The 24,927-nt window shown below is 61.6% G+C and carries 30 protein-coding genes; 17 read left to right on the top strand and 13 right to left on the bottom strand.

What is annotated here, in order from left to right; all coding sequences use genetic code 11:
- Positions 1–7: 7 nt before the first annotated feature.
- Genes V9T28_RS20605 through V9T28_RS20595 form a run of 3 tightly spaced genes read right to left on the bottom strand, consistent with a single transcriptional unit; the run spans position 8 to position 2,815 of the window.
- Positions 8–754, bottom strand: a complete 747-nt coding sequence (locus V9T28_RS20605) for an SDR family oxidoreductase (RefSeq protein WP_116401833.1) — start codon at positions 752–754, stop codon at positions 8–10.
- Positions 755–772: 18 nt separating this feature from the next.
- Positions 773–1,927, bottom strand: a complete 1,155-nt coding sequence (locus tag V9T28_RS20600) for a GNAT family N-acetyltransferase (protein WP_116401832.1) — start codon at positions 1,925–1,927, stop codon at positions 773–775.
- Positions 1,928–1,975: 48 nt separating this feature from the next.
- Positions 1,976–2,815, bottom strand: a complete 840-nt coding sequence (locus V9T28_RS20595; RefSeq protein WP_116401831.1) for an isocitrate lyase/PEP mutase family protein — start codon at positions 2,813–2,815, stop codon at positions 1,976–1,978.
- A 166-nt stretch (positions 2,816–2,981) separates the two neighbouring features.
- Between V9T28_RS20595 and V9T28_RS20590 the strand changes: the two genes are divergently transcribed.
- Entirely contained in the window at positions 2,982–3,179 is a 198-nt protein-coding gene (locus V9T28_RS20590) for a YqaE/Pmp3 family membrane protein (protein ID WP_116401830.1), read from the top strand.
- 10 nt (positions 3,180–3,189) lie between these two features.
- Here V9T28_RS20590 and V9T28_RS20585 read toward each other — a convergent pair whose 3' ends face one another.
- Positions 3,190–4,782, bottom strand: coding sequence for a gamma-glutamyltransferase family protein (locus V9T28_RS20585; RefSeq protein WP_116401933.1), 1,593 nt, complete (start codon positions 4,780–4,782; stop codon positions 3,190–3,192).
- A gap of 133 nt (positions 4,783–4,915) precedes the next feature.
- Here V9T28_RS20585 and V9T28_RS20580 point away from each other — a divergent pair, with 133 nt between their 5' ends.
- The 7 genes from V9T28_RS20580 to fabI all read left to right on the top strand — a co-directional run bounded on the left by V9T28_RS20580 (position 4,916) and on the right by fabI (position 11,861).
- Positions 4,916–5,152, top strand: coding sequence for a hypothetical protein (locus V9T28_RS20580; protein ID WP_339071791.1), 237 nt, complete (start codon positions 4,916–4,918; stop codon positions 5,150–5,152).
- A 64-nt stretch (positions 5,153–5,216) separates the two neighbouring features.
- Positions 5,217–6,803: a glucan biosynthesis protein gene (locus V9T28_RS20575; RefSeq protein ID WP_116401829.1), complete on the top strand. Its 1,587-nt coding sequence runs from the start codon at positions 5,217–5,219 to the stop codon at positions 6,801–6,803.
- 108 nt (positions 6,804–6,911) lie between these two features.
- A complete protein-coding gene (locus tag V9T28_RS20570) occupies positions 6,912–7,946 on the top strand; it encodes a CobW family GTP-binding protein (protein WP_116401828.1) in 1,035 nt (344 codons plus the stop codon).
- A gap of 104 nt (positions 7,947–8,050) precedes the next feature.
- On the top strand, positions 8,051–9,055 hold the full coding sequence (locus tag V9T28_RS20565; RefSeq protein WP_116401827.1) for a WD40 repeat domain-containing protein: 1,005 nt from the start codon (positions 8,051–8,053) through the stop codon (positions 9,053–9,055).
- Positions 9,056–9,211: 156 nt separating this feature from the next.
- The gene (fabA, locus tag V9T28_RS20560; protein WP_116401826.1) at positions 9,212–9,727 is read left to right on the top strand and encodes a 3-hydroxyacyl-[acyl-carrier-protein] dehydratase FabA; all 516 of its coding nucleotides are present in this window, start codon (positions 9,212–9,214) and stop codon (positions 9,725–9,727) included.
- A gap of 58 nt (positions 9,728–9,785) precedes the next feature.
- A complete protein-coding gene (fabB, locus tag V9T28_RS20555) occupies positions 9,786–11,009 on the top strand; it encodes a beta-ketoacyl-ACP synthase I (protein ID WP_116401825.1) in 1,224 nt (407 codons plus the stop codon).
- Positions 11,010–11,024: 15 nt separating this feature from the next.
- Positions 11,025–11,861: an enoyl-ACP reductase FabI gene (fabI, locus tag V9T28_RS20550; protein WP_245424163.1), complete on the top strand. Its 837-nt coding sequence runs from the start codon at positions 11,025–11,027 to the stop codon at positions 11,859–11,861.
- Positions 11,862–11,871: 10 nt separating this feature from the next.
- On the opposite strand, the gene V9T28_RS20545 is transcribed toward fabI, so the two are convergent.
- On the bottom strand, positions 11,872–12,636 hold the full coding sequence (locus V9T28_RS20545) for a haloacid dehalogenase type II (RefSeq protein WP_116401824.1): 765 nt from the start codon (positions 12,634–12,636) through the stop codon (positions 11,872–11,874).
- Positions 12,633–12,935, bottom strand: coding sequence for a YciI family protein (locus V9T28_RS20540; RefSeq protein ID WP_116401823.1), 303 nt, complete (start codon positions 12,933–12,935; stop codon positions 12,633–12,635). The genes V9T28_RS20545 and V9T28_RS20540 overlap by 4 nt, the downstream gene beginning before the upstream one ends.
- A 110-nt stretch (positions 12,936–13,045) precedes the next feature.
- On the opposite strand from V9T28_RS20540, the gene V9T28_RS20535 reads away from it, so the two are divergent.
- From V9T28_RS20535 to V9T28_RS20520, 4 genes are all read left to right on the top strand, one after another.
- Complete coding sequence (locus tag V9T28_RS20535) at positions 13,046–13,876, top strand: LysR family transcriptional regulator (protein WP_158554847.1); 831 nt, start codon at positions 13,046–13,048, stop codon at positions 13,874–13,876.
- Positions 13,877–14,091: 215 nt separating this feature from the next.
- Positions 14,092–14,685: a ribosome hibernation-promoting factor, HPF/YfiA family gene (gene hpf / locus V9T28_RS20530; protein WP_116401821.1), complete on the top strand. Its 594-nt coding sequence runs from the start codon at positions 14,092–14,094 to the stop codon at positions 14,683–14,685.
- Between the two features lie 100 nt (positions 14,686–14,785).
- Positions 14,786–15,250 carry a PTS IIA-like nitrogen regulatory protein PtsN gene (ptsN, locus tag V9T28_RS20525; protein WP_116401820.1) on the top strand — a complete coding sequence of 155 codons (465 nt, stop codon included), beginning with the start codon at positions 14,786–14,788 and terminating at the stop codon, positions 15,248–15,250.
- The gene (locus V9T28_RS20520; RefSeq protein ID WP_116401819.1) at positions 15,240–15,821 is read left to right on the top strand and encodes a tyrosine phosphatase family protein; all 582 of its coding nucleotides are present in this window, start codon (positions 15,240–15,242) and stop codon (positions 15,819–15,821) included. Before ptsN ends, V9T28_RS20520 begins: the two co-directional genes overlap by 11 nt.
- Here the strand turns inward: V9T28_RS20520 and gloB are convergent.
- The gene (gloB, locus tag V9T28_RS20515; protein WP_116401818.1) at positions 15,818–16,588 is read right to left on the bottom strand and encodes a hydroxyacylglutathione hydrolase; all 771 of its coding nucleotides are present in this window, start codon (positions 16,586–16,588) and stop codon (positions 15,818–15,820) included. The genes V9T28_RS20520 and gloB overlap by 4 nt on opposite strands.
- Before the next feature lie 118 nt (positions 16,589–16,706).
- Here gloB and V9T28_RS20510 point away from each other — a divergent pair, with 118 nt between their 5' ends.
- Both V9T28_RS20510 and msrB read left to right on the top strand, forming a co-directional pair.
- Positions 16,707–17,495, top strand: a complete 789-nt coding sequence (locus tag V9T28_RS20510; protein WP_116401817.1) for a class I SAM-dependent methyltransferase — start codon at positions 16,707–16,709, stop codon at positions 17,493–17,495.
- 181 nt (positions 17,496–17,676) lie between these two features.
- Positions 17,677–18,180 (top strand): peptide-methionine (R)-S-oxide reductase MsrB, encoded by a 504-nt coding sequence (msrB, locus tag V9T28_RS20505; protein WP_116401816.1) that lies wholly within the window; start codon positions 17,677–17,679, stop codon positions 18,178–18,180.
- 45 nt (positions 18,181–18,225) lie between these two features.
- Here the strand turns inward: msrB and V9T28_RS20500 are convergent, their stop codons facing one another.
- From V9T28_RS20500 to V9T28_RS20490, 3 genes are read right to left on the bottom strand one after another with little or no spacing between them, the layout of a single operon-like run.
- Positions 18,226–18,987, bottom strand: coding sequence for a short-chain dehydrogenase/reductase (locus tag V9T28_RS20500; protein ID WP_116401815.1), 762 nt, complete (start codon positions 18,985–18,987; stop codon positions 18,226–18,228).
- A 42-nt stretch (positions 18,988–19,029) separates the two neighbouring features.
- Positions 19,030–19,749 (bottom strand): SDR family oxidoreductase, encoded by a 720-nt coding sequence (locus V9T28_RS20495; protein WP_116401814.1) that lies wholly within the window; start codon positions 19,747–19,749, stop codon positions 19,030–19,032.
- A gap of 18 nt (positions 19,750–19,767) precedes the next feature.
- On the bottom strand, positions 19,768–20,601 hold the full coding sequence (locus tag V9T28_RS20490; RefSeq protein WP_116401813.1) for an SDR family NAD(P)-dependent oxidoreductase: 834 nt from the start codon (positions 20,599–20,601) through the stop codon (positions 19,768–19,770).
- 103 nt (positions 20,602–20,704) lie between these two features.
- Between V9T28_RS20490 and V9T28_RS20485 the strand changes: the two genes are divergently transcribed.
- Complete coding sequence (locus V9T28_RS20485; RefSeq protein WP_116401812.1) at positions 20,705–21,547, top strand: helix-turn-helix transcriptional regulator; 843 nt, start codon at positions 20,705–20,707, stop codon at positions 21,545–21,547.
- Positions 21,548–21,727: 180 nt separating this feature from the next.
- On the opposite strand, the gene V9T28_RS20480 is transcribed toward V9T28_RS20485, so the two are convergent.
- On the bottom strand, positions 21,728–22,099 hold the full coding sequence (locus tag V9T28_RS20480) for a hypothetical protein (RefSeq protein WP_245424162.1): 372 nt from the start codon (positions 22,097–22,099) through the stop codon (positions 21,728–21,730).
- Between the two features lie 24 nt (positions 22,100–22,123).
- On the opposite strand from V9T28_RS20480, the gene V9T28_RS20475 reads away from it, so the two are divergent.
- Together V9T28_RS20475 and V9T28_RS20470 are read left to right on the top strand one after the other, a co-directional pair.
- The gene (locus V9T28_RS20475; protein ID WP_245424161.1) at positions 22,124–22,471 is read left to right on the top strand and encodes a helix-turn-helix domain-containing protein; all 348 of its coding nucleotides are present in this window, start codon (positions 22,124–22,126) and stop codon (positions 22,469–22,471) included.
- Between the two features lie 118 nt (positions 22,472–22,589).
- On the top strand, positions 22,590–23,465 hold the full coding sequence (locus V9T28_RS20470; protein ID WP_116401810.1) for an NmrA family NAD(P)-binding protein: 876 nt from the start codon (positions 22,590–22,592) through the stop codon (positions 23,463–23,465).
- Positions 23,466–23,744: 279 nt separating this feature from the next.
- Here V9T28_RS20470 and V9T28_RS20465 read toward each other — a convergent pair whose 3' ends face one another.
- Positions 23,745–24,368: a GNAT family N-acetyltransferase gene (locus tag V9T28_RS20465; protein WP_116401808.1), complete on the bottom strand. Its 624-nt coding sequence runs from the start codon at positions 24,366–24,368 to the stop codon at positions 23,745–23,747.
- Between the two features lie 216 nt (positions 24,369–24,584).
- A complete protein-coding gene (gene rpmA, locus V9T28_RS20460) occupies positions 24,585–24,851 on the bottom strand; it encodes a 50S ribosomal protein L27 (RefSeq protein WP_116401807.1) in 267 nt (88 codons plus the stop codon).
- Positions 24,852–24,927 lie beyond the last annotated feature (76 nt).

Here is a 24,927-nt window from a genome sequence, read left to right as displayed (position 1 = left end):
TCAGTTTTTACAAAGCAAATCCGCCGTCGGCCAAATGGGTCTGCCCGGTCGTGTAGCTCGACTCGTCCGAGGCGAGATAGACTGCGAGCATCGCAATCTCATATGGCGTGCCAAGCCGCCCCATCGGCTGGCGGTCGACGAAAGCCTGGCGCACGGCGTCCACCGCTTGACCCGAGTTGTGGGCCAAGGTCGCGATCCGATCGTCGAGCGACGGGCTCTCAATCGTGCCCGGACAAATCGCGTTGCAGCGGATGCCGCGCTTGATGAAATCCGCCGCCACCGCCTTGGTCAGGCCGATCACCGCGGCTTTGGTCGCACCATAGACATAGCGGTTGGGAATGCCGCGGATCGATCCGGCGCCGGACGCGACATTGACGATCGAGCCTTTGCCCTTCTCCAGCATGCCCGGCAAAAAGGCGCGAATGGTGCGGTGCATCGACTTGACGTTCAGGTCGAATGAAAATTCCCAGTCGGCATTCGAGCAGTCCAGAATCGTGCCGTGATGCACATAGCCCGCGCAATTGAACAGGATGTCGACGGGACCGTATTGGCGCGCGAGCGCCTCGACATCATCGCTCGAGCGCACATCGAGCGCATGCAATGTCGCGCCCAGCAATCCTTCCATCTTGGTGATGTCGAGGTCGGTCGCGATGACTTCCGCGCCCTCGGCAACAAAGGCCTCCGCCGTCGCGCGGCCGATGCCCGCGCCTGCAGCCGTCAAAATCGCTCTCTTGCCTACGAGACGTCCCGCCATGCTTCACTCCCCGACCCATCAGTTTAGGTTCTTGCTCATGTGCACAATAACGCGATCGGGGAGCTGTTCAATACGGTCGATGGCAAAACCATGGCGCTGATACCAGGCGACGTTTCGTTCAAGCTTTTGGCCGGTGTAGAGCCGTAAAAGCGCAAAACCCATTTGCCGCGTATGTTGTGCGGCAAAGTCCAGAAGGCCGTTCGCGATGCCTTGCCGCTGAAAGTGCGAAGCGGTGGCGATGCTCCAGATCAGCATGTGATCGTCCTGCGGTTGCAAAATCAGCGCACCAGCTATGTCGCCATGCACATCCGCGACCCACACATCGTCACGCGAAAGAATCTCGGCATAATTCGCGAGCAGGGGAATCGGCTCCGCGCCGATCAAGGCGCGGTTCGCCGCATAGGCATCATGCTGAAGTGCGATGATCTTCTCCGCATCATGCGGCGTGGCGCGGCGGATACTGGGCGTGATCATGGCGGGGCGGCATGCGGTGAGGGATCGCTTTTGCCGGCCTTGCGCGTCGAAATTCGAAGGATCGAGCCAGGCTTCGAATGCCGCTTTGTAACGCGGCCATTCATGATCGAGCATCGCGAGCCAGCACGTGTCGCGATTGCGGCCCTTGATGATCATGTGCTGGCGGAAGATGCCTTCGAAGGTGAAGCCGTATCGTTCCGCTGCCCGCCGCGACGGCGCATTCAAATTGTTGAGCTTCCATTCGTAGCGCCGGTAGCCGAGATCGTCGAAGATGTAGCGCGCGAACAAATATTGCGCTTCCGTCGCGGCTTGGGTGCGCTGCAGGCTCGCGCCATAAACGATATTGCCGACTTCGATCACGCGGTTCGCCGTATCGATACGCATCAACGTCTGCCACCCGAGCGCGCGGCCGCTGGCATTGTCGATGATCGCAAAGAACAGTGGATCGGCGGAAGCGGATTTTGCTGTGACATGCGCATCGAATGCGGCGCGGTCGGCGAAGGGTCCTTCGCCCATATATTGCCAGATCCGCGGCGCGTCCGGCCCATGGGTTTCGGCATAGATCGACTCGGCATGTTTGATCGGATCGAGCGGTTCAAGCGTGACGTAACGGCCGCGCAGCGTCACACGCTCGGGACGTGGTGCAGGACGCGTGTCGACAATATCGCCGATGGGAAGATCAGGAGCAAAGGATGTCATGGTGCCAACTCGTCAATGAGCGATGAAGACGGTTAGTGCGATGCGCGCTTACAATTGCGCGGCATGCTGTGCGAACAACTCGTTCAGCGGCGCGGTTGGCATAAGCTTGGCGGCCGAATCGAACGAACCGGACTCGCGGATTTCCTTCGCCATCTCGACGAAAGCCGTCCACGCCGCGCGCGCCAGCAATGGGCCGACACTGATCCGGCGTACGCCAAGATCGGCGAGTTCGCTGACGGTCAAGCCGGGTGAATTGCGGATGACGCTGACGGGGTGCGGCGCGACCTCCTTCACCAAAGTCGCGATCTGTTCGCGCGAAAGCGCGCCCGGCACGAAGATGCAATCGGCGCCGGCCTCCGCGAATGCCGTCGCACGCTTAATGGCTTCATCGAACGGGCCGGGCGTGCTGAGCCAGAAACATTCGGTGCGGGCGATCAGCATGACGTTCTCACCGGTCGCATCGATCGCGGCACGTGCCGCGCGGATGCGCCTCACCGCGAGATCGAAATCATAGAGCGGCTTGTCCTTGCGGCCGGTGAGATCCTCGACGGAGAGGCCGGAAACGCCTGTCGCAACGGCCTTCGTCACGTTTGCGGCAACTCCTTCAAGGTCATCTGCGAAAGCATTCTCGAAATCGGCGTTCACACCGATCTGCAATTCGCCGCTCAAATCGCGCAAGTGTTGCAGCAGCGCGGACAAAGGAATACCGTTGTCGGGACGCGCCAGGGTGAAGGCGAAACCGGCGCTTGTCGACGCAACGGCCGGAAATCCCATGTGCTGCAGATAGACGGCAGAGCCGACGTCCCAGGCATTCGGGATGACGAAGCAGCCATGATCGTGCAGTGCCCGGAATTTGGCACGAATATCTGGCAAAGACAGTTTGGACATGAAGATCTCCCCGAGAACGGCGGCAGTATGTGGGGCAGACCTTGCGTTTTCCATCAAATCTTTGTGATGAATCGCATCTATCAAACCGATAGGCGTCTGGAGCCGCCGTTGAACGGCGAGGCCGGCGCGCTTATGTGTGCACGATGAGCCTCAAGAAGGACGCCCCATGCGACTGATCATAGCCTTCCTTTTGCCGTGGCTGACGTTTTTCACCATCGGCCGGCCTTTCTCGGGGCTTGTGTGCCTCATTCTGCAGATCACGCTGATCGGCTGGATTCCGGCGACCATTTGGGCGGTCTATGCCCTGAGCCAGTACAGGACCGATCAGAAGATCGAGGAGGCGTTGCGCGAGCGGCAAGGCTGAGCGCACGTCGTTAGAGACCGAGCGCGGTGCCGTCCGCGCGCGGGTCGTGCGCCGCGTCGATGCGGCCATTTGGGTGACGCACCAGCATGCCGGCATGGCCGAACATGTCGGCATAGGCATGCGGCGAATATTCGATCTCGTGTCCGGCCCGCGCCAAGGCGCGCGCGACACCGGACTCGAACCGGCTTTCGAGTTTGACCGAGAAGCTGTCCGCGCCCCAGGTGCGGCCGTAGAGAAACCGCGGCGCGTCGAGCGCGGCGGCGACATTGGTTCCGCTTAAGTAGCGCGACAGAATCTGCGCCTGGAATTGCGGCTGTCCGTCGCCGCCCATCGAGCCATACGAGATCACACGACCGTCATCGCACAGGGCGAGCGGCGGGTTGAGCGTGTGGAACGGCCGCCGTCCCGGACGCAGCGTGTTCAGCGCCTGCGGATCAAGCGAGAAAGACATGCCGCGGTTCTGCATCAGCACGCCGGTGCGCGGCAACACGCAGCCCGAGCCATATTCCCAATAGATCGATTGGATATAGGAGACGGCCAGGCCGTCGGCGCCGATCGCGCCCATCCAGATCGTGTCGCCTTTGTGGGGCCGCACCGGCACGCTGGCCGTGCGCGACATGTCGATCATTTCGGCCTCCTGGCCTAAGCTGTCCGCGGTGAGAAGGGATTTGGGATCTTCCACCAAATGCGCAAAATCGATGCAGACGCGGTCGCGGATCGCATAGGCGCGCTTGGTCGCCTCGATCAAGCCGTGCGTATGGGCGAAGGAGTCGGGACCGCCGTCTTTTTTGAGCCGGGCGAAAATGCCGAGTAGGATGAGGCTCGCGAGCCCTTGCGTCGGCGGCGGCGAATTGTAGAGCGAAATATCCTTTTGCCGCAGGGTGAGCGGCGCGCGCCAGCAGGCTTCGTAGCGGCGCAGATCCTCGCGCGTGACGGCCGAGCCGATCTTCTCCAGATCGGCCGCAAGCTCGCGCGCGACGTCGCCGCGGTAGAAATCGGCAAGCCCGGCATGGGCCAGTTGGTCCAGCGTCGCGCCGAGGGCCGGATAATGCCGCACCGTGCCGGCGTCCGGGACCTTGCCGTCGATCAGGAACGTCTCGCGAAAGCCCGGTGCGCTTACAAGGCTCTCCCATTCGTCGGTGGGATAGCGTGCTTCGGATGGTGAGACCGGGCAACCTTTCCGCGCCTGCTCAGCTGCATGCGACAGCAAGTCCTTGAGCGGCAGCCGCCCGCCGCGCGCCTGCGCCATGTCGAGCGCCTGAATCCAGCCGCCGATCGCCCCCGGCACCGTCAATGCGGCGTGCGGGCCACGCACGGGAATGCGGTCCAACTCCAGCTTGCGGTAGCGCTCGACCGTCGCCAGCGCGCCAGCGGGGCCGCAGGCCTCGATATAGTGCACTTTGCTGCCCGGCGCGTGGATGAGCCAAAAGGCGTCACCGCCGATCCCGTTCATGTGCGGATAGACCACGGCGATGGTTGCGGCCATGGCCACCATCGCCTCCAGGGCGTTACCGCCTTCTTGCAGAATGGCGAGGCCGGCTTCGGAGGCAAGTCGATGGGGGGCCGCGACGGCGGCCTTTCCGAAAGTATGCGTGTCGGTCACGTTCACGTCCAAATTTGTCGGCAAAACGGGGCTATACCGCAGACGCAGATACTGCGGTTTTTAAGCCCCTCCCTTGCACGGATTCCCGCTATGCTATAGTGCCAGGGAATTAAAATGAAACAGGAGTTTCCCCTTGGCTGGTGGCAGGACGATCATCTGGCGCAACATGCGGACCATCATTGCCCTGTTTTTCCTGGTGGGAACCGAATTCGTCGGCGCCGCCTGGGCGGCGGGCTGGGCCTTGGGCGGCATGTTTCAGCTTGGCCCGACCTTGAGCCATATCTGCGAAATCTCTTTTGCGCTGCTCGGTCTCGTCGCGCTCTATTATTTCCTGCGCACTGCGATCCGGCACGAACCCATTTTCGACTGATCTTTAGCAGGACGGTTCGACCGGCCGCCTCTCGCCCTTAAGACTCTGCATTGCAAGGACAATCATGACTGAGCCGATGGATCGCCGTCATCTGATCAAAGCTGCGGGCGCCTCTTTCGTCGCAGGCCTTGCCGCGTCCGGCGGCACGGCGGCGCTTGCGGCCGAGGGCCTGAAATTCGGGCCGAGCACGCCGTTTTCTTTCGAGGTGCTCAAGGAGCGGGCGGCCGCCATGGCCAGGCAGGATTACGTCGGGCCGGACAAACCGTCGCCAGAGATCCTCGACAAGATCGATTACGAGGCGCACGGCAAGATCCATTACCGCACCGAAATGGCGCTGTTCGCCAACGGTCCGGGCAAATATCCGGTCACGTTCTTCCATCTCGGCAAATTCTTCAAAAAAGCCGTGGGGATGAATGTGGTGACGGGCAATCAGAGCCGCCGGATCATCTACAGCGCGAATTATTTCGACATGCCGGCCGATTCGCCGGCCAAGCAATTGCCGGAAGGCTCTGGTTTCGCCGGTTTCCGTATCCAGGAGCCGCGCGACGGGCGTCTCGACTGGCACAAGAACGATTGGGTCGCGTTTCTCGGCGCGTCCTATTTCCGGGCGATCGGCCAGCTTTACCAATACGGCCTGTCGGCGCGCGGCCTTGCCCTCGATGTCGCGGTGGCCGGCAAGGCGGAAGAATTCCCGGATTTCACCGAATTTTACATCGAGCCGGGCAAAAACGACGGCTCGATCACCGTTTACGCCTTGCTCGACGGCCCGTCGGTGACCGGCGCCTACCGCTTCGTGATGACGCGCAGCAAGGGCGTGATCATGGAGATCGAGCAATCGCTGAATTTGCGCGCCGATATCGCGCGTTTCGGCATCGCACCGCTGACCTCGATGTATTGGTTCTCCGAAACCATGAAGCCGACGGCGATCGACTGGCGTCCCGAAGTGCACGATTCGGATGGTCTGGCCATGTGGACGGGCTCGGGCGAGCGCTTGTGGCGGCCGCTGAACAATCCGCCCCGCATCATGGCCTCGGCCTTCCAGGACATCAACCCGCGCGGTTTCGGCCTGCTGCAGCGGGACCGCGCGTTCGATCATTATCAGGATGGCGTGCATTACGAACGCCGCCCGAGCCTGTGGGTCGAGCCGCTCGCGCCTTGGGGCAAAGGGTCGGTCCAATTGGTCGAAATTCCGACCGACGACGAGATCCACGATAATATCGTCGCCCAATGGGTGCCGGCCGAACCCGCCACGGCTGGGCAGACCTTCAATCTCAAATACCGCCTGTTCTGGCTCGACGGCGAGCCCTATCCGGCGGTGACCCTTGGTATCTGCACCGCGACGCGCCTCGGCAACGGCGGCCAGCCCGGCCAGCCGCGCCCGAAGGGCGTGCGCAAATTCATGATCGAATTCCTCGGCGGCCCGCTGCAGAGCATCCCGTTCGGCGTGAAGCCCGAGGCCGTGCTGTCGGCCTCGCGCGGGACCTTCTCCTACGTCTTTACCGAGGCGGTGCCGGACGGCGTTCCCGGCCATTGGCGCGCGCAATTCGACTTGACGGTGGACGGCTCGGATCCGGTCGAAATGCGCTGTTTCCTGAAGACGGGCGATCGGGTGCTGACCGAGACTTGGCTGTACCAGTACCACCCGTTTTAAGCCCTCACCCTAGGCGAGGGCTTCCAATCGGCGCTCGGCAAGCCATATTAGAGGCACAAATTCTCTCTACCGCCCGGTTGGGGCGCGTTCAGGACTCTTGGAGTTGCCATGTCCGACAAAATTCCCGTCACGGTGCTTACTGGTTATCTGGGCGCCGGCAAGACCACTTTGCTCAACCGGATTCTGTCCGAGCCGCACGGCAAGAAATATGCGGTGATCGTCAATGAGTTCGGCGAAATCGGCATTGACAACGACCTCGTCGTCGGGGCCGATGAGGAAGTGTTCGAGATGAACAACGGCTGCATTTGCTGCACCGTGCGCGGCGACCTCATCCGCATCCTCGAAGGCCTGATGAAGCGCAAGGGCAAGTTCGACGCCATCATCGTCGAGACCACCGGTTTGGCCGATCCGGCCCCGGTCGCGCAGACTTTCTTCGTCGATACCGATGTGCAGAACGCGGCGCGACTCGACGCCGTCGTGACGGTGGCCGACGCCAAATGGCTGGCCGCACGGCTCAAGGACGCGCCCGAAGCGAAGAACCAGATCGCCTTTGCCGATGTGATCCTGCTCAACAAGACCGATCTCGTAAGCCCTGAGGAGCTGCGCGAGGTCGAGGCCCGCATTCGCGCCATCAACCCCTATGCGCGGCTGCACAAGACGGTGAAGGCGCAGGTCGAGCTCGATGCGGTGCTTGGCCGCAATGCGTTCGATCTCGACCGCATCCTCGAGATCGAGCCGGAGTTCTTGCACGCCGACGAGCATGATCACGACCACGATCACGATCATCACCACCATCATGACCATGATCACGGCCACCATCATCACGGCCTCAAACATTATCATGACGAGGACATGCAGTCGGTCGCGCTCGAGATCGAGGGCGATGTCGATGCGGAAAAATTCATGCCCTGGATCAACGATCTGGTGCAGCGCGACGGCCCGTCGATTCTGCGCTCCAAGGGCATTCTCGCCTTCAAGGACGAGCCGCGGCGCTTCGTCTTCCAAGGCGTGCATATGATTTTGGACGGCGACACCCAGCGCCCCTGGCGCGCCGACGAGAAGCGCACGTCGAAAATCGTCTTCATCGGCCGCGACCTGAAGGAAGACGAGATCCGCAAGGGCTTCTTGGCCTGCGCCGCGTGATGAACGGAGCGCGGGCGTCTCGCCCGCAAGGTCGGCCGGCGCTCCATTTCAAATATTCGAGAATTGCTTTATGAGCGGGCGAAACGCCCGCTCTCCGGTTGATCATGTCCCAAACCTCCTCCCTCACCCAAAACGTCGCTCCCATCGCCGCCGGCACCCATGTCGTTGCGGCTGCCTTTCTTGGCCGCACGCCCGTCTTCGCACTGGCGGACGGCCAGGTTCTCTTGGCCGAAATCGGCGACGAAAAGCGGGTCGTGGCCCATGCGGAGGGGGCGATTCTGGTAGCGGCGAGCGACGGCCAGCGTCTTGTTACCGGCGGCGATGACGGCCGCGTGGTAAGCGTGAGCGTCTCCGGCGACATCCAGGACATCGCCGACGAGAAAGGCCGCTGGATCGATGCGCTGGCGTTGCGCGACAGCGGCGAATGCGCGTGGAGCGCCGGCAAGATCGTTCGTGCCCGCGATGCGAAAGGGACGATCGCCGAATGGCAGGCGCCCTCCTCGGTGCGAGGGCTGACCTTCATGCCGAAGGGCTACCGTCTCGCAGCCTCCCATTATAACGGCGTGTCGCTCTGGTTTCCCGCCACCAAGGCGGCGCCCGAAGCCTTGACCTGGAAAGGCTCGCATCTCGATGTGACCACCTCGCCGGACGGTCGTTTTGTGGTGACTTCGATGCAGGAAAACGCCCTGCATGGCTGGCGGGTCGCCGACCGTCAGGACATGCGGATGACCGGCTATCCCTCAAAGCCGCGCTCCTTCAGCTGGTCGCATGACGGCAATTGGCTGGCGACCTCCGGCGCCGAGGCCAGCATCATCTGGCCGTTCCAAGCCAAAAGCGGCCCCATGGGCCAGCAGCCGCGCGAATGCGGCGTGCGTCCGGCCAAAGTCTCGAAAATCGCCTTTCATCCCAAGGCGCTCGTCCTTGCCATCGGCTATGAGGACGGCTGGCTGATGCTGTGCCGTCTGACCGACGCCTCGGAAATCCTGGTGCGGGCGCCGGAGGTCGGCACCGACGCGGGCGAGATCACGGCTCTGTGCTGGGACAAGGACGGCAAGCGCCTGGCGTTCGGCGCGGCGGACGGATTTGCCGGACTTTTGACCTTGCCGTGACCTGGGCGTTTTAGCATTTTTGTCGAAACCCGGCATTCCCCATTACCCGAAGGGCCAATCGGCGATCACACGGCTTTCAGCCGTCCGTCGGCTGTGTTAGAAGGCCGCGATGACCAAAAGCTCCGGCGCGCCGGAAGAACACGAACAGGGGTAAATATGGCCGAACGGCGTTCCGCGTTTTCTTATGAAGATCTGCTCTCCTGCGGCCGCGGCGAATTGTTCGGGCCGGGAAATGCGCAATTGCCGCTTCCCCCCATGCTGATGTTCGATCGGATCACCGAAATCTCCGAGGATGGCGGCGCCCATGGCAAGGGCCATCTGCGCGCCGAATTCGATATCAAGCCGGATCTGTGGTTCTTCGGCTGCCATTTCAAAGGTGATCCCGTCATGCCGGGATGCCTCGGCCTCGATGCGCTGTGGCAGATGACCGGCTTTTTCCTCGGTTGGCTCGGTCTACCGGGCCGCGGCCGGGCGCTCGGCGTCGGCGAGGTGAAATTTAGCGATCAGGTGCTGCCGACCATCAAGAAAGTGGTTTACGGCGTCGATTTCAAGCGCATTTTCAAGGGCAAGCTGGTGCTGGGGATCGCCGACGGTTGGCTCGAGGCTGACGGGAAGCGAATCTACGAGACGAAGGACATGCGCGTGGGTCTGTTCAAGCCCGAAGCCGCTTGAAAAAATCGGGAGTCATGCCGATTTGCCGATACACGGCCGTGAATTTTAGGAGAAGAGTATGAGACGCGTCGTCGTCACCGGCATGGGCATCGTGTCGTCCATCGGGAACAACACGAACGAAGTGCTGGCGAGTTTGCGGGAAGCCAAATCCGGCATCGTGCGGGCCGAAAAATACGCAGAACTCGGCTTTCGCAGCCAGGTGCACGGCGCGCCGACCCTCGACCCGAGCACGATGCTTGACCGCCGTGCGCTGCGCTTTCACGCCCAAGGCACAGCCTGGAACCATGTCGCCATGGACCAGGCCATCGCCGACGCCAATCTTCCCGCCGAACTCGTTTCGCATGAGCGCACCGGCATCATCATGGGCTCGGGCGGCCCCTCGGCCAAAACCTTGGTCGATTCTGCCGACATTGCGCGCAAATCCGGCCCGAAGCGCGTCGGCCCCTTTGCCGTGCCGAAAGCCATGTCGTCGACGGCCTCGGCGACCCTTGCGACCTGGTTCAAGATCAAGGGCATCAATTATTCGATCTCCTCGGCCTGCGCGACGTCCAATCATTGCATCGGCAATGCCTATGAAATGATCCAATGGGGCAAGCAGGATCTGATGTTCGCCGGCGGCTGCGAAGAGCTCGACTGGACCCTGTCGGTGCTGTTCGACGCCATGACCGCGATGTCGTCGAACTTCAACGCGACGCCAGCCGTGGCCTCGCGCGCCTATGACAAGAATCGCGACGGCTTCGTGATTGCCGGCGGCGCGGGTGTGCTCGTGCTCGAGGAATTGGAGCATGCCAAGGCGCGCGGCGCCAAGATCTATGCCGAGCTTGTCGGGTATGGCGCGACTTCGGACGGCTACGATATGGTCGCACCTTCCGGCGAAGGCGCGATCCGCTGCATGAAGCAGGCGCTCGCGACCGTGAAGACGCCGATCGACTACATCAATCCGCATGCGACCTCGACGCCGGTCGGCGATGCCAAGGAGATCGAGGCGATCCGCACGGTGTTCGGCAACGGCGAGAAATGCCCGCCGATCTCGGCAACGAAATCGCTCACCGGTCATTCGCTCGGCGCGACCGGCGTGCAGGAAGCGATCTACTCGCTGTTGATGATGCAGAACGGCTTCATGTGCGAAAGCGCGCATATCGACGAGCTCGATCCGGACTTTGCCGATATGCCGATCCTGCGCGAGCGGCGCGACAACGTGTCCCTGCGCGCGGTCCTCTCCAATTCCTTCGGCTTCGGCGGCACCAACGCCACGCTCATTTTCAAACATATGGATGCATAAGGCGAAATCATAACGATGAACATATCCGAAAAAGGTCTGATGCGCGGCAAGCGCGGCCTCATCATGGGGGTGGCGAACAATCACTCGATCGCTTGGGGCATTGCCAAGGCGGTGGCGGACGAAGGCGCTGAACTCGCCTTCACCTACCAGGGCGAGGCGCTTGGCAAACGCGTGAAACCTTTGGCCGAAAGTCTCGGCGCGTCCTTGGTCATTCCCTGCGACGTTGAAGACATCGCCAGCGTCGACACGGCCTTTGCCGAGCTCGAAAAGGCCTGGGGCACAATCGATTTCGTCGTTCATGCGATCGGCTTTTCGGACAAGAACGAGTTGAAGGGCCGCTATATCGACGCGACCACGCGCGAGAATTTCTCGCGCACCATGGTGATTTCGGCCTTCTCCTTCACCGAGATCGCGCAGCGGGCGCAGAAGCTGATGCCGCACGGCGGTTCGCTGTTGACGTTGACCTATGGCGGCGCAACGCGCGTGATGCCGAATTACAATGTGATGGGCATTGCCAAAGCGGCGCTCGAGGCGAGCGTGCGTTATCTCGCCGGCGATCTCGGGCCGCAGAATATCCGCGTGAACGCGATTTCCGCCGGCCCCATCCGCACGCTGGCAGGCGCCGGCATCGCGGAAGCGCGCGCCATGTACAATTACCAGCGCGCCCACGCGCCGCTGCGCCGCTCGGTGACGATCGAGGATGTCGGCGGTTCGGCGCTTTATTTGCTGAGCGATCTGTCGCACGGCGTGACGGGCGAAATTCATTTCGTCGATTCCGGCTACAACATCATTTCGATGCCGCGGCCCGAGGATTTACGCGCCGAAGAGGTGAGCGAAGAAGCGGCGGAGTAGTTCGTCGCCGTCAGCCAATAAACGCCGTCAGGCCCGATAAATCAGCGCCCATCGCGTCGGCTTTGTCGCCCAATGTTTCGCTGGGCGCTCCAGCGCGATTGGCCCAAAAGGTTGGATAGCCGAAGCACTTCGCGCCAACGGCGTCCCATCCCGCATAAGCGATAAACGCTATGTTCTCGCGTGGCAGTTTGAGTGCATCGGGCGCAAGCGCATAGGCTCTTGGATCGGGCTTATACGTTCGCGCGGCATCGGTGCTTAACACGTGATCGAACAGATCGCGCAGGCCGGGATTGGCGCTGAGACAGCTTTGCAACATCTGTGGCGTCAAGTTGGAAAGTATCGCGGTCCTGACGCCGGTTTGTCGAAGTTTCTGCAGGCTCGGCACCGCGTCTGGCCATGCGGGCATGCAAGAATAGGCCTGCAGCAATTGCTTTTTCTGATTGTCGGCCAGATCGAGTTTTAATGCGTTGGCAGCGAAGGAGAGCGATTGCGCAGTCACGCGCTCGAAATCGGCATATCGCCGCATCAAGACCTGCAACCATGCATATTCGAATTGGTGGGCGCGCCACATTTTAATGAAAGCTTCGCCCTGGCCCGGAAAGAGAATCTCACAAAGCCGGTCTACTGGTCGGGAATCGAAAATAGCGAAAGCGTCAAAAGCAGTGGCTTTATAGGTCAGCCCTTTTCGTGGAGTGCTTAATGTTTTGACGGATGAATGCAGCATGCCCGCGCTCGCCGCGCCGCCAGTCAGAATTTTGCGCCGGCTCATGGTCATGCAATTGAACCGTTGGAGTCGCGGACAAAAACTTGTCGCCACTGCAAGATGCGAAACGATTCACGCAGGCCGCTTGGCCAGAACGGATCGTCATGGACGAGTTGCAAGACCCTATCCGCACTGTCAGCTTCGACCAGCCAGAGCCCACCGGCGCTCTGCTCGTTGGACGTTTCGAGCAGCGGTCCCGCCGCTTGGATATGCTCTCGATGGGCATGCAAAAACGCGAGATGTTCAGGCATCAGACGCCCTCGCGCGCTGGCGCTTTGCAAATTGTCGGTGAAAAGAACGGCATAGAGCATTGGCCTTCTCCTATTTGGCTCCGTCTGGCGTAATGGTTTGGCGGGGTCGAAAAAATCCGTGTTACTGCCGTTCGAATCTGCAAATATGCAGCCCCATGGATTGGGACGATTTGCGTTTTCTGTTGGCGATCGGACGGGCAAGCACGCTTGCTGGTGCCGCGCGTCGCCTGGGTGTCAATCAAACAACTGTCGCGCGCCGTCTCGCGAGCGCCGAAAAGCAGCTCGGCAGCAAGCTTTTCACGCGCGTGGAAGGGAATTTGCATCCAACACCCGCGGGCGAGGCGGCTTTGCAACATGCACGCGCGGTCGAAGAGGAAATCGCTGCATTGAAAGCCGACGCGGGCCGCACGGATGATGCCCCATCTGGCAATGTACGCATCAGCGCCGTCCCGCTCCTCGTCAATCATCTGCTTGCGCCGGCGGCGCCGGATCTCCTGAAGACCTATCCGAAACTGCGTCTCGATTTTCTCGCCGACGGCCGCAATGCGGATCTGCGCAAGGGTGAAGCGGACGTCGCTTTGCGTCTCGGACGGCCGGAAAAAGGCGGCGCACATCTCATGCAGCGCCTTGGCCTCGTGACTTACGCGGCTTATGGCCCCGCGGAGCGGTCCGACGATTCGCCGTGGCTCGTTTATGACGAAAGCTTGAGCCACTTACCGCATGCGCAATGGCTTGCTGCCGCAGCAGAAGTGGCCAATGCGCAAATGGCCTTCAATGACGGAGACGCGATTCTACAGGCGATCGAGGCAGGGGCCGGCCGTTCGCTCGTGCCTTGTTTCATCGGTGATCGGCGCCCGCGTTTGCGGCGTTTGCCGGGTCCGCCGGGCTTGGCGCGCGAACTATGGCTTCTCACCCACGCAAGCCTGCGCCATCAGCAACGGATCGTCATCCTGCGCGATTGGATCGCAACCCTCGTACGGCAAAAATTGAATGGCGCCTAGTTTCGGTGCGTTGAAGAATTTGGCCTAAAATCAAAGACTAAGAGAATAGCGTGGCAAAACTCATGTTGCAGCGCACACATTGACTTCGCCAGCAGACGCTCCTAATCCAGTAGAACAGGGAAAGCGCAAATGAATCTTTCCCTCGGCACGATCCGACTTCGGTGGATTGCCGGTTTCGGTTCGTGCGGTCGAAACAGAAAAGAGAGGGAGCGCGAATGACCTTACGCGTTTCAGGTAAAAACTTCGACATCGGCGAAGCTCTCCGCACACACGTTCAAGATCGCATCGCAGGCGCCATCGGCAAATATTACGAAGGCCGCGTCGGTGGGCACGTGACGCTGGAGCCGGAAGGATCCGGGTATCGGACCGATTGTACGCTGCATTTGTCGTCGGGCATTACACTCCAGGCGGAAGCCTTGGCGCACGAGCCTTATGCAAGTTTCGACCAGGCGGCTGACCGCATCGAAAAGCGTTTGAGCCGATATAAGCGACGTCTGAAAGACCACCACGGACCCAATGGCGTGCACGAGGGCGAGGAGCGCGTGGGCGCGATCATGGCCGCTTATGTGCTGGAAGCGCCGGACGAGGATGCCGACGAAATCCACGATTTCAATCCGGTCGTCGTGGCCGAAAGCACCGCGCGGCTGCGCGAATTGTCAGTGTCCGCTGCCGTGATGGATCTCGATCTGTCTGGTGCCCCGGTCATCGTGTTTCGCCACGCCACCAACGGCCGCGTCAACATCGTCTACCGTAGATCCGATGGCCATGTCGGCTGGATCGATCCCGCCACACCATCCGCGAAAGCGTGAAAGAAAAGCGTGAACTTTTTGGTTCGCGGACATATAAGGACGGGCAAGCGGCATACGTTTTGCCTGTCCAACGCCATATGCCCACCGGGTCAGAGCTCTTATGTCTTTAACTGATATTCTTTCGCCGGACGGCATTTTGCCGTCGCTCAAGGTGAATACCAAGAAGCAGGCCTTGCAGGAGCTCGCGGAACGTGCCGGACTTGTGTCCGGTCTGTCGTCGCGCGAAGTCTTCGACGCCCTGTTGCAGCGGGAGCGACTGGGTTCGACCGGGGTTGGCAACGGAATCGCCATTCCGCACGGAAAATTAGCGAAATGTGCGAAGATTTTCGGCATTTTTGCGCGGCTCGAGCGTCCGATCGATTTCGAGGCCCTCGACGGTCAGCCCGTCGATCTGATCTTCCTGCTGATCGCGCCGGAGGCGGCCGGGGCCGATCACTTGAAGGCGCTCGCCAGTATCGCGCGTGTGCTGCGTGATCCCGCCGTTACGCAGAAGCTGCGGGCGACGCGCGCGACCCCAGCGCTTTATTCAGTTCTCACCCAGTCGCCGTCGTCCAATGCAGCCTGACGGTTTTTCCGCCCTCACCGTGTGCGGTGTCCGTGAGCTGGCCGACCATCGCGCCCGCGGCGTCACCCATGTGCTCTCGCTGATCGATGCCGATTGGCCGGAAATGCAGGCTTTTGCCGATTACGACGACCATCACCGGGTCGTTCTCGAGTTCGACGACATCATCGAGCCCATCGCGGGCAAAATCCTGCCGGCGCAGCAGCATATGGAAGCGATCCTGCGCTTCGGCGAGACGCTCAAATCGGTGAAATTCGACCGCGACGGCCATCTCCTGGTGCATTGCTATATGGGCGTTTCGCGCTCGACCGCCGCCATGGTCACGCTGCTCACCCAGGCTCTGCCCGACGCATCCGAAGAGCATTTGTTCGCCCGGCTGCAGCATATTCGGCCGCAGGCCTGGCCCAATTCGCATATGATCTCCCAGGCCGACCATATGCTCGGCCGTGGCGGGCGGCTGACGCAGGAGCTGCGCCGGCATTATGGCCGCCAATTGCAGCGCGAACCGAATTACCGCACCTGGATGCGGGAACTCGGCCGCGAAAGCGAATTGGCGATGGCAGTTACCCCTTAAGCCCGGTTCTTCCGTTCCCGGATCTCCGCGAACACCTGCGAGGCATCGGCGTCGCTCATGCCGAGCGCGGCTTTCACGGCCGGCTCGTCGGCGCGCAGGAAGGGGTTGGTGGCAAGTTCGAGCGCGATCGTAGTCGGCAACGTCATCTCACCCTTGGCGCGCTGAGTCGCGATTTCGCCGGCGCGGTCTTGCAGCAAACTGTTGTTAGGTTCGATCGTCAACGCGAATTTGGTGTTCGATAGGGTATATTCGTGGCCGCAATAGACTTGCGTCTCGCCCGGCAGGCGCGACAGTTTCGACAGGGATTCCCACATCACCTCCATCGACGTTTCGAACACGCGGCCGCAGCCGAGCGCGAACAAAGTGTCGCCGGCGAACAGCAGATCGTCTTCTTCGAACCAATAGACGATATGGCCGGCGGTGTGGCCCGGCGTCGCGATCACCTTTGCGGCGGTCGCGCCAAAGCGGACGAGATCGTCTTCCTTGACCTCGACGTCGAGCGCGCCGATCTCCTTGGCTTCCGCGGCGGGACCGGTCACTTTGGCGTCCGGAAATTTCGCCTTCAGGGCCGGAATGCCTTCGACGTGATCGGCATGTTTATGGGTGATCAGAATGTCGGTGAGCTGCCAGCCGCGCGCATCGAGGGCGGCGAGGAGCGCCGGGCCGTCCGGCGCATCGAGGGCGGCGGTCGCTCCGGTTTGCGGGTCGTGAATGAGAACGCCAAAATTGTCGGTACGGCAGATGAACTGATGAATCTGGAGCGGCATGAGGGCCTCGAACTGAAGGTCGACGAAGATGCGCCACCAAGCCCCAGGCCCGCGCGCGCGTCAACCATAAATCGTTTGCCCCATTTGCGCGGCCACCCGCTTCATGGGACAATCGGCCATGTCCTTGGATGTGATCGATCTTCGCACCTTTTACGATGCCGCTTTGGGCCGCGTGGCCCAGCGATTCATTCATCGCATTTTGCGCGAACGCTGGAGCAATTGCATCGGCCTTTCGGTGGTGGGGATCGGCTATGCGACGCCATTCTTGAGCGAGTTCCACAAGGAAGCCATGCGCACGCTCGCCTTCATGCCGGCCGCGCAAGGGGTGGTGAATTGGCCGCAATCCGGCCTGTCCGCATCGACGCTGGTCGATATGGAACTGCTGCCGTTGCCCGATAGCTGCATCGACCGGGTTCTGCTGGTGCATGCGCTGGAAGTTGCCGAGCAGCCGAGCGAGGTCCTGTCCGAAATCTGGCGCGTTCTCACCCCCGGCGGCCGGCTGATGATCGTGGCGCCCTCGCGCCGCGGCCTCTGGGCCGGCATGGACAACACGCCGTTCGGGGTCGGCCAGCCCTTTTCCAAAAGCCAGTTGCGCAACTTGATGCGCGACACGTTGTTTTCACCGATTCATTGGCAGGAAGCACTGTTCATCCCTCCGTTCGAGCGCCGGCTCTGGCTCTCAGCGGCCGGTGCCTTCGAGAGGATCGGTAACATGCTGCCCGTGCCGGGGGCCGGCGTCTATGTGGTCGAGGCGACGAAACAGCTCTACCGCCCCGTCGCCATCCGCAAGCTCGCACGGCGCATGTTGCCGAAACTCGAGCCGGCGATCGCCGCGCCGAATGTCGGGATGCACGAGCCCCTCGGCCGCGACGGCCGGCGTCATGACGCAAACGTGAAACGGCCTTGAACGCGGTAGCGCTTGCGCAAAACGGCCGAAGGCCCATTTTATGGACGTTATGCCAAAGGTCGCGAGCAGCGACCTTTGGACCGCTCTTCATTTTTCGCTCTCGCCTTGAAAAGGCGAAAAATGAAGAAAGGAACCGACGCTCACTCTTTGTGAACGTTGGTATTATTTTGAGGAGAAGCGCATGTTCCGTGATGTCTTTCGCGATCTTGAGACCCGCCCGCGGCCGCAGAGCCCTTCGCACGCGGGCTACGATATCGCGCCGCTCAGCGAGGCGGAGGTGGAGCGGCTGGCGCAGGATCTGACGCCCGAGGAGCGGCGCATCCTGCTCAACCACGGCACCGAGCCAAGCTTCTGCGGCGTGCTGCTCGACAACAAGGACAAGGGCACCTACGCCTGCCATTTGTGCGGCCTGCCGCTGTTCCGTTCAGGCGACAAATTCGAGTCGGGCACCGGTTGGCCGAGCTTCTTCAAACCCTATGACCTCGATCATATCCGCTACATCAAGGACACGAGCTACGGCATGTCGCGCACCGAAATCCGCTGCATGCGCTGCGACGGCCATCTCGGCCACGTGTTCCCCGACGGCCCACCGCCGACCTATCATCGCTATTGCATGAATTCGGCGGCGATGGAGTTCTTCCCCGAAGGCACGCAGCCGGTGCAGAAGGCCAAAGCTGCGGCGTAACATATATCGGACCGCGACCGTCCTGGTCGCGGTCCTGTTAACAGTTCACCGCCCCGCGCCATCGATCGTTAGGATCGTTCCGGTCGTATAGGCGGAGCGCGGGGACGCCAGGAATGCCGCCGCATCGGCGATTTCCTCGGGGGTCGCCGCGCGGCCGAAGGGCATTTTTTCCAGATACTCCTGCCAGCGCGAGGCATCGCCAAAATCCTTTTCGGCGCGGCCGCGGAGCATCGTCTCCATGCGGTCGGTCGCAACAGGCCCCGGATTGATGCCGACGGCCCGCATGCCGTCGCGCGGCGCTGAATGGCCGAGGGCACGCGTGAACGCCATCAGTGCGGCATTGCCGCTGCTGCCGGCGATATAATTCGGGTCGAACCTTTCGCCGGCGGTGCCGATGATATTCACAATCACACCGCGGCGTGTTTTCAATTTCGGATAAAGCGCGCGCGTCAAACCGATGAAGCCGAAGACCTTCAAGTCCCACGCGGCGCGCCAGCGCGTATCGTCGATATCGAGCAGCGCGCCGGGCGGAATCGCGCCGGCGTTATTGACCAGAATGTCGAGCGCATCCACGTCGGCGGCGATGCGCTCGATTTCGCCTTGCTGCGCGATGTCGGCGGCAAGCACGCGCACCGGCACATTGTGACGCTGGCGCAGGTTCGCCGCGGTTGCGTCCAACGTCTCGGCATTGCGGGCGACGAGAATGAGGCCGCAGCCCTCCTGCGCCAATCGCATGGCAATCGCCCGGCCAATTCCTTTCGATGCGCCCGTGACAAGCGCCCGTTTGCCCGCAAGATCGAGATCCACGAATGTCTCCTTAAAAGCTGAAGTTCGACGTGGAACTAGGCTTCAAGCCGCAAGATGCAAGCCGCCATCGCAGACGATGGTGTGGCCGGTCATGAAGCGGTTGCCGATCAGGAAGGCGATGGTCTCAGCGATGTCTTCCGGTCGGCCCACGCGGCCGACCGGCGTTTTCGCGGCAAAATCGGCGAAGACCGGCGCTTTTTGCGCCTCGGGCAGGAAGTCCCACCAGGGCGTGTCGATCACGCCGGGCGAGACGCCGTTGACTCGCAACGGTTGCAGCTCGCGCGCGAAAATCGGCACCATCGCCGTGATTGCGCCATTGGCCGCGCCAAGCCCGGCCGATCCCGGCAAAGCAGCATGGGCCGAGACGGCGGCGATGAAGGTGATGCTCCCGTTGCCGGAAAGATGTTTCACCGCGGCCCGCGCGCAATCGAAATGCGGAAAGACCTTTTCCGCGAAGCCTTGTTGCACGTCGTTTAGATCGACATCGGTTACCGGCCCTGCGCCTTTACGGCTGCCGAAGGCGAGCACGAGATGATCGAAGGCGCCGATCTTTTCGAAGGTTGAGCGCACCGCGCGCGGATCGGCGGCGTCCATTTCGAGGCACGTCGCCTGATGTTGCAGCGTGGCTTGCGCCTGCCGCAAGCGTTCCGGATCGCGGCCGGTGATCGTGACGCGATGACCTTGGGTCAACAGAAGCTGAGCGGTAGCGAGGCCGATGCCGGACGATCCGCCGATGATGACACTATGCATTTTCGAAGACATGGGTTGCTCCGTTCAGGTTTAAGAAAGGGACTGCGGCAGAGGGATTTGCGTCCACTCGTGGCTCAACGCGCGCAAGCGGCGGCGCGCGCTCGAATCGTAGGCTTGCGCATGAGCGCGTGCCGGTTGCCGGCCGTTGAAATAGGTGCCGCTTTTTGCGCGCGAGAGGGGCACAGACAGCGCGTGCAGAATCGCGTCCGCGCCTTCCTCCACGCTGCTCATCGGCGCAATGCCCGATTGCCGCACCATGGTCGTATCCATGTAGGAGGCGGGATGCAGGCAATGGGCGACGACGGGCGTGTGTTGCAGCTCTTGTGCGAGGTCGAAGGTGAACATGATCTGCGCGAGCTTGCTCTGGCAATAGGCGCGGTTGCCGCTATAGCCGCGCTCCAGCATCACATCGTCGAAATCGATTGCCTGCTGGCCGGCCGAGGCCACCTGCACGATGCGGCCGTTTTCGCTCGCCTGTATGAGCGGCAACAGCAGGCGGGTCAGCGCGAAGCCGGCGAGATAATTGACGGCGAAACGCAACTCGAACCGGTCGCGGCTCAATTGCCTGTCGCCGCGCCCGCCGCCGGTGCCGATGCCCGCATTGCTGATGAAGCCGTCGATGCGGCGATGATCGCGCTGGATCGCCGCCGCCAGCTCGCGGACTTCGGCAAGGGAGGAGAGATCGGCAGGATAGAATTTGCCGGTGCCGCCCGCTTGGGCGATAGTCGCGAGAAGTTGCTCCGCCCTTTGCCGGTCGCGGCCGTGGATCAGCAACGTGCAGCCTGGCCGCGCCAGCCGCTCGGCCACGCGCCGTCCGACCCCGTCCGTCGCGCCGGTGATGAGAATGATTTGATTGTCCGCCATCGCTGGCACCTCTTTCGTGATCGCTGATGAAACCAATCTGGCGCGGCGACGGGGGCTTAAGAAGTTCTAGATTTATTCTAGTATTGATACTACTATTTTAAGGATGAACACGCTACATTTGCCCGAAGACATCAAGCGCCGCGCGTTCGGCGATTTCCTCCGCTCGCGGCGCGAGCGGCTGCAGCCAAGCGATGTGGGCCTCAGCAACGGCTTTCGCCGCCGGGCCAAGGGATTGCGGCGCGAAGAGGTCGCTTTGCTCGCCGGGGTCGGCGCCACCTGGTACACATGGCTGGAGCAGGGCCGCGAGGTCCGCGCCTCGGTCGAGGTACTCTCAGCGCTTGCCGATGCGCTGCGGCTCGACGCGGCGGAGCGGCGGCATCTGTTCGTGCTAAACGACCGGCCGCCACCCGAAAGCCGGAAGACCGGCCCTGAGGTCGTGCCGGACACGTTGCTGCGCATGCTGGCGAGCCTGGCCGGCCAGCCGGCCCATATTCTCGGCCGCCGCTGGGACGTTCTTGCCTGGAATCGCGCGGCGGAAATCGTGTTCGGCGATTATGCCCGGCTTGACGGGGATGCGCGCAACATCATGCATCTGGTGTTCGCGGACCCAGACCATCGCCGCTTGCTGCTCGATTGGGAGGAACTGGCGACCACCGCTCTCGCCTCTTTCCGCGCTGACAGCGCGCGTTATGCCGGCGATCAGGATTTCGAGCGCTTGATCGCGACATTGATGCGGGCAAGCCCGGAGTTTCGCGCCTGGTGGCCGAAGCACGAGGTGGCGCGGCCGTTCTCCGGCTACAAGCGCATTCGGCATCCCCTCGGCGGCGAGATGCGGTTTGAATATACGATGCTGTCGGTGATCGGCGAACCGGACATGAAAGTCGCGATCTACACGCCGCTGGAAGACAGTATCGCAAAGTTGGAGCAGTTGCTGGCTGTGCGCTGAACAACACCAATACCGCCGCGACCGCAACTTGCCCGATGAAGCACGGCGACCTATTTTGGATGTGTCAATGGATATTTGACGCAACAAATGGAACGGGGCGACTTCGTGTTGGATGATGGGTTTGCCACATTCGGCGTCAAGGTGGAGCGACGGGCCATCAGCGCAGGCGTCACCTATGCGTCAGCCTTGCCCTATCATCGCCTTAGCCTCCACCTTGGCCCGCCAGTCAATGCGTCCTGTCGATGCGGCGACCAACGCCGGACGCGCGTTCAATCGCATGGCGATATCGATATCGTTCCGGCGGGCCTCGACGGCGAGTGGGAAGACGATCGCGACTGCACCATCCTGCGCGTCGCGATAAGCCCGGCTCTCTTGCGTAGGGCCGCGCAAGAGCTTGAGATCGATCCGGATCGCGTCACGCTCGCACCCAAGTTTCAGCATCGCGACGCGCGCATCGAACACATTGCGTTCGCACTCGAAACGCAGCTCGGTTCGAACATCCGCACGGATCGGCTTGTCACAGAAAGCCTTGGCACTGCGCTTGCGATTCAATTGCTAGGCAGTCAAGTGCGGTGGATGGAACCCGCCGCAAAGCAGACGCTGTCGCCAAGTCAGAAACGCCGCCTGGTCGCATTCATCGAAAGCCATTTGGAAGAAGATCTTTCCCTCGCACATCTGACGCAAATTGTAGGCATCAGCGTCTCGCATCTCAAAGTTCTCTTCCGGCGCTCGTTCGGCATGCCGGTGCACCAATATGTGATCCGCCGGAGAGTTGAGCGCGCGCAGGCTCTGATCATGTCCGCTGAACTCCCACTCAGCCAAATTGCGCTGATGACAGGGTTCGCGCATCAAAGCCATATGACAAGCATGATGAAGCGATTGCTCGGCGTGACACCTGCGAACCTCTCCCGGATAAAATTGTAACGCGACGCCGCCCCGCGCATAATTTTCATCCGATTCTGCTTTTCACTGTCCGTTTCTGTGCGACTCCATCTCGTCCAAGATGTCACTTGTTCCGCAACACAGATTAGGGACGAAAGACATGTTTGCGATTCTTGGAGCGACGGGGAATATCGGGCGAAGCACGATCGGCGAATTGCGTCGCGTGGGCGCGCCGGTCAGAGCGATTGTTCGAAATCATGATGCGGCACAGGCACTGCGCGCCCTCGGTTGCGAGGTCGCCTTTGCGGACATTGGCGACAGCGACGCTCTGCGCAACGCCTTGCGGCGCGCAACCGCGGTTCAAGTCATTTGTCCGATGAGCGTCAGCGCCGAGGATTCGACCGCCGAAATGCAATCAAACATTGCGGCAATCGCCGCGGCGCTCGACGAAACGCGCCCTCGATCGGTTCTGGCGATTTCGGATTACGGCGCGCACCATGCGTCAGGCACTGGAATCGCGCTGATCTTTCGCCATTTGGAAGATGCGCTCAAAAAGCTCAATGTCTCGTTGACCTTGCTGCGCTCGGCCGAGCATATGCAGAATTGGCGGCGCTTGGCGCGGCGCGCGATCACGAGCGGCGTGTTGCCGAGCCTGCATCACCCCACGACCAAACGTTTCCCGACGGTCTTCGCCTCCGATGTCGGCGCGATCGCCGCGGATCTCTTGAAAGATGAAGAACAAGCGCTGCTTCGCGTCGTGCATGTGGAAGGGCCGGAGCGTTACAGCGCCGAGGATGTCGCGCGCGTCTTAGGGGAACTCGCCGGTCGTCCGATCGTCGCGCGCGAACTCCCGCAAGGCGATTGGGCTCCGGCGCTCGTGGGCGGTGGCCTCAGCGCCGATTATGCTGACCTGGTCGCCAAGATGTATGCCGCCCACAATGCGGGGCGCATCGATGTCGAACAAGGTGTTGGCGAAACGCGATTTGGCAAGACCGGATTGCGGCAAGCGCGTGCGTCGATGATTGCCGCCGGCTGATATTGCGGATCGCTCGAAACTTGACGCGAGCCTGCTCGCGCGGGGCAAATGGACCTAAAGGGCGATTTCGGCACGGCCTCCGTTCCCGGCCGTGTGGGCTCGGCGGAAGAGATCGCTGAAGCCGCGGTGTTCCTGGTCTTGGATGATTCGTGCTTCGTATCCGCCTACGGCCGGCTAACCGATGGCGGCAATTTCGTTGCGAGACAGCGGAAATCCGCGGGCGGCATGGGGCCCGCTTTTAAAATCGAGTCCCATGCCCTCATACGTAAGGCGATTCGTTCAGCCCGCCAAGGCTTGACCCGTTTCGTCGCGCTGTAGCGCCGGCATCGACCAGCCCTTCAGGCTCGCCCAGGCCTTGCGGTCGAGGCGGAAGCGGTCGCACGATTCCATGCCGCCCCGGGCCGGCAGAAGCTCCAGCCCCGAGCCTTCATAAGCAAAGCCGCACTTTTCCAGAACCCGGCGCGAGGACGGATTGATCACCCGGGTCGTCGCCCGCACTTCGCGCACCTGGGTCAGGGTGAAGAGGGTGTCGATCATCCCCTGCGCCGCCTCGGTGGCAAGGCCGTTGCCCCAATAGGGCTTGCCTAGCCAGAAGCCGAGCAGCGCATCGTTGCGCGGGCTTTCGCGGAAGCTGATGGCGCCGATCGGCTCCATCGGCTTGTGCTTCTTGGTGATGATGAGGCCGATGCCGCGGCCGCCGGCATTGGAGGCCCTGGTGTCGAGAATGAACCGCTCGGCGGCGTCACGCCCGTAAGGGTAAGGCAGGCGGGCCGTCATATACGCGACGTCTTTGTCTCCGGCGAGGCGGGCGATCTCTACAGCATCCGTGGCGCGCGGCCAGCGCAGCCACAGCCGCCGGGTCTCTAATCTGAAGACGTCGTCGCGTGTTATATCGGGAAACATGCCCGCCTCGCTTTTCATCCAGAACAACCCCGAAACCGGGGCGACAAACGACGAAGGGGAGGTGACACTCACCTCCCCCGAGACCGTCTGGTCTTTTCTGGATGCCGTCTCTATCGAACCTTGGTTCTTTTGAGAGCGGGCGGGTCTTGTTGAGAAGGACCCTTATCCACCGGGGGCTTTGAGTGCCGGTGGAGGTCCTTCGTCAAACCACCACCTTTATTCTGCGGCTTTCGCCGGAATGACCGAAATATAGGCTCGGCCGTTTGCTTTGCTTTTGAACTCTACTTTCCCTGCCGTGAGGGCAAACAACGTGTGGTCGGTGCCCATGCCGACGTTCTGGCCGGCATGCCACTTCGTCCCGCGCTGACGCACGAGAATATTGCCACCTACGACGGATTCGCCGCCGAACTTCTTGACGCCGAGACGACGACCGTCCGAATCGCGCCCGTTGCGCGAGGAGCCGCCAGCTTTTTTGTGAGCCATGATGCTCTCCAATGAACCTTTAAGGAATCGCCAAGGCGATCCGACTGTTAAGGGTTTATAACCCGAAAATTGTGAA

Source organism: Methylovirgula sp. 4M-Z18 (assembly GCF_037890675.1).
Taxonomy (GTDB): Bacteria; Pseudomonadota; Alphaproteobacteria; order Rhizobiales; family Beijerinckiaceae; genus 4M-Z18.
This window is presented reverse-complemented; position numbering and strand designations above follow the sequence as displayed.

Coding starts and splice junctions, on each gene's coding strand:
- V9T28_RS20605 (WP_116401833.1), bottom strand. CDS start 754: ATGGCGGGACGTCTCGTAGGCAAGAGAGCGATTTTGACGGCTGCAGGC.
- V9T28_RS20600 (WP_116401832.1), bottom strand. CDS start 1,927: ATGACATCCTTTGCTCCTGATCTTCCCATCGGCGATATTGTCGACACG.
- V9T28_RS20595 (WP_116401831.1), bottom strand. CDS start 2,815: ATGTCCAAACTGTCTTTGCCAGATATTCGTGCCAAATTCCGGGCACTG.
- V9T28_RS20590 (WP_116401830.1), top strand. CDS start 2,982: ATGCGACTGATCATAGCCTTCCTTTTGCCGTGGCTGACGTTTTTCACC.
- V9T28_RS20575 (WP_116401829.1), top strand. CDS start 5,217: ATGACTGAGCCGATGGATCGCCGTCATCTGATCAAAGCTGCGGGCGCC.
- V9T28_RS20570 (WP_116401828.1), top strand. CDS start 6,912: ATGTCCGACAAAATTCCCGTCACGGTGCTTACTGGTTATCTGGGCGCC.
- V9T28_RS20565 (WP_116401827.1), top strand. CDS start 8,051: ATGTCCCAAACCTCCTCCCTCACCCAAAACGTCGCTCCCATCGCCGCC.
- fabA (WP_116401826.1), top strand. CDS start 9,212: ATGGCCGAACGGCGTTCCGCGTTTTCTTATGAAGATCTGCTCTCCTGC.
- fabB (WP_116401825.1), top strand. CDS start 9,786: ATGAGACGCGTCGTCGTCACCGGCATGGGCATCGTGTCGTCCATCGGG.
- fabI (WP_245424163.1), top strand. CDS start 11,025: ATGAACATATCCGAAAAAGGTCTGATGCGCGGCAAGCGCGGCCTCATC.
- V9T28_RS20545 (WP_116401824.1), bottom strand. CDS start 12,636: ATGACCATGAGCCGGCGCAAAATTCTGACTGGCGGCGCGGCGAGCGCG.
- V9T28_RS20540 (WP_116401823.1), bottom strand. CDS start 12,935: ATGCTCTATGCCGTTCTTTTCACCGACAATTTGCAAAGCGCCAGCGCG.
- hpf (WP_116401821.1), top strand. CDS start 14,092: ATGACCTTACGCGTTTCAGGTAAAAACTTCGACATCGGCGAAGCTCTC.
- ptsN (WP_116401820.1), top strand. CDS start 14,786: ATGTCTTTAACTGATATTCTTTCGCCGGACGGCATTTTGCCGTCGCTC.
- V9T28_RS20520 (WP_116401819.1), top strand. CDS start 15,240: ATGCAGCCTGACGGTTTTTCCGCCCTCACCGTGTGCGGTGTCCGTGAG.
- gloB (WP_116401818.1), bottom strand. CDS start 16,588: ATGCCGCTCCAGATTCATCAGTTCATCTGCCGTACCGACAATTTTGGC.
- V9T28_RS20510 (WP_116401817.1), top strand. CDS start 16,707: ATGTCCTTGGATGTGATCGATCTTCGCACCTTTTACGATGCCGCTTTG.
- msrB (WP_116401816.1), top strand. CDS start 17,677: ATGTTCCGTGATGTCTTTCGCGATCTTGAGACCCGCCCGCGGCCGCAG.
- V9T28_RS20495 (WP_116401814.1), bottom strand. CDS start 19,749: ATGTCTTCGAAAATGCATAGTGTCATCATCGGCGGATCGTCCGGCATC.
- V9T28_RS20490 (WP_116401813.1), bottom strand. CDS start 20,601: ATGGCGGACAATCAAATCATTCTCATCACCGGCGCGACGGACGGGGTC.
- V9T28_RS20485 (WP_116401812.1), top strand. CDS start 20,705: ATGAACACGCTACATTTGCCCGAAGACATCAAGCGCCGCGCGTTCGGC.
- V9T28_RS20475 (WP_245424161.1), top strand. CDS start 22,124: ATGGAACCCGCCGCAAAGCAGACGCTGTCGCCAAGTCAGAAACGCCGC.
- V9T28_RS20470 (WP_116401810.1), top strand. CDS start 22,590: ATGTTTGCGATTCTTGGAGCGACGGGGAATATCGGGCGAAGCACGATC.
- V9T28_RS20465 (WP_116401808.1), bottom strand. CDS start 24,368: ATGTTTCCCGATATAACACGCGACGACGTCTTCAGATTAGAGACCCGG.
- rpmA (WP_116401807.1), bottom strand. CDS start 24,851: ATGGCTCACAAAAAAGCTGGCGGCTCCTCGCGCAACGGGCGCGATTCG.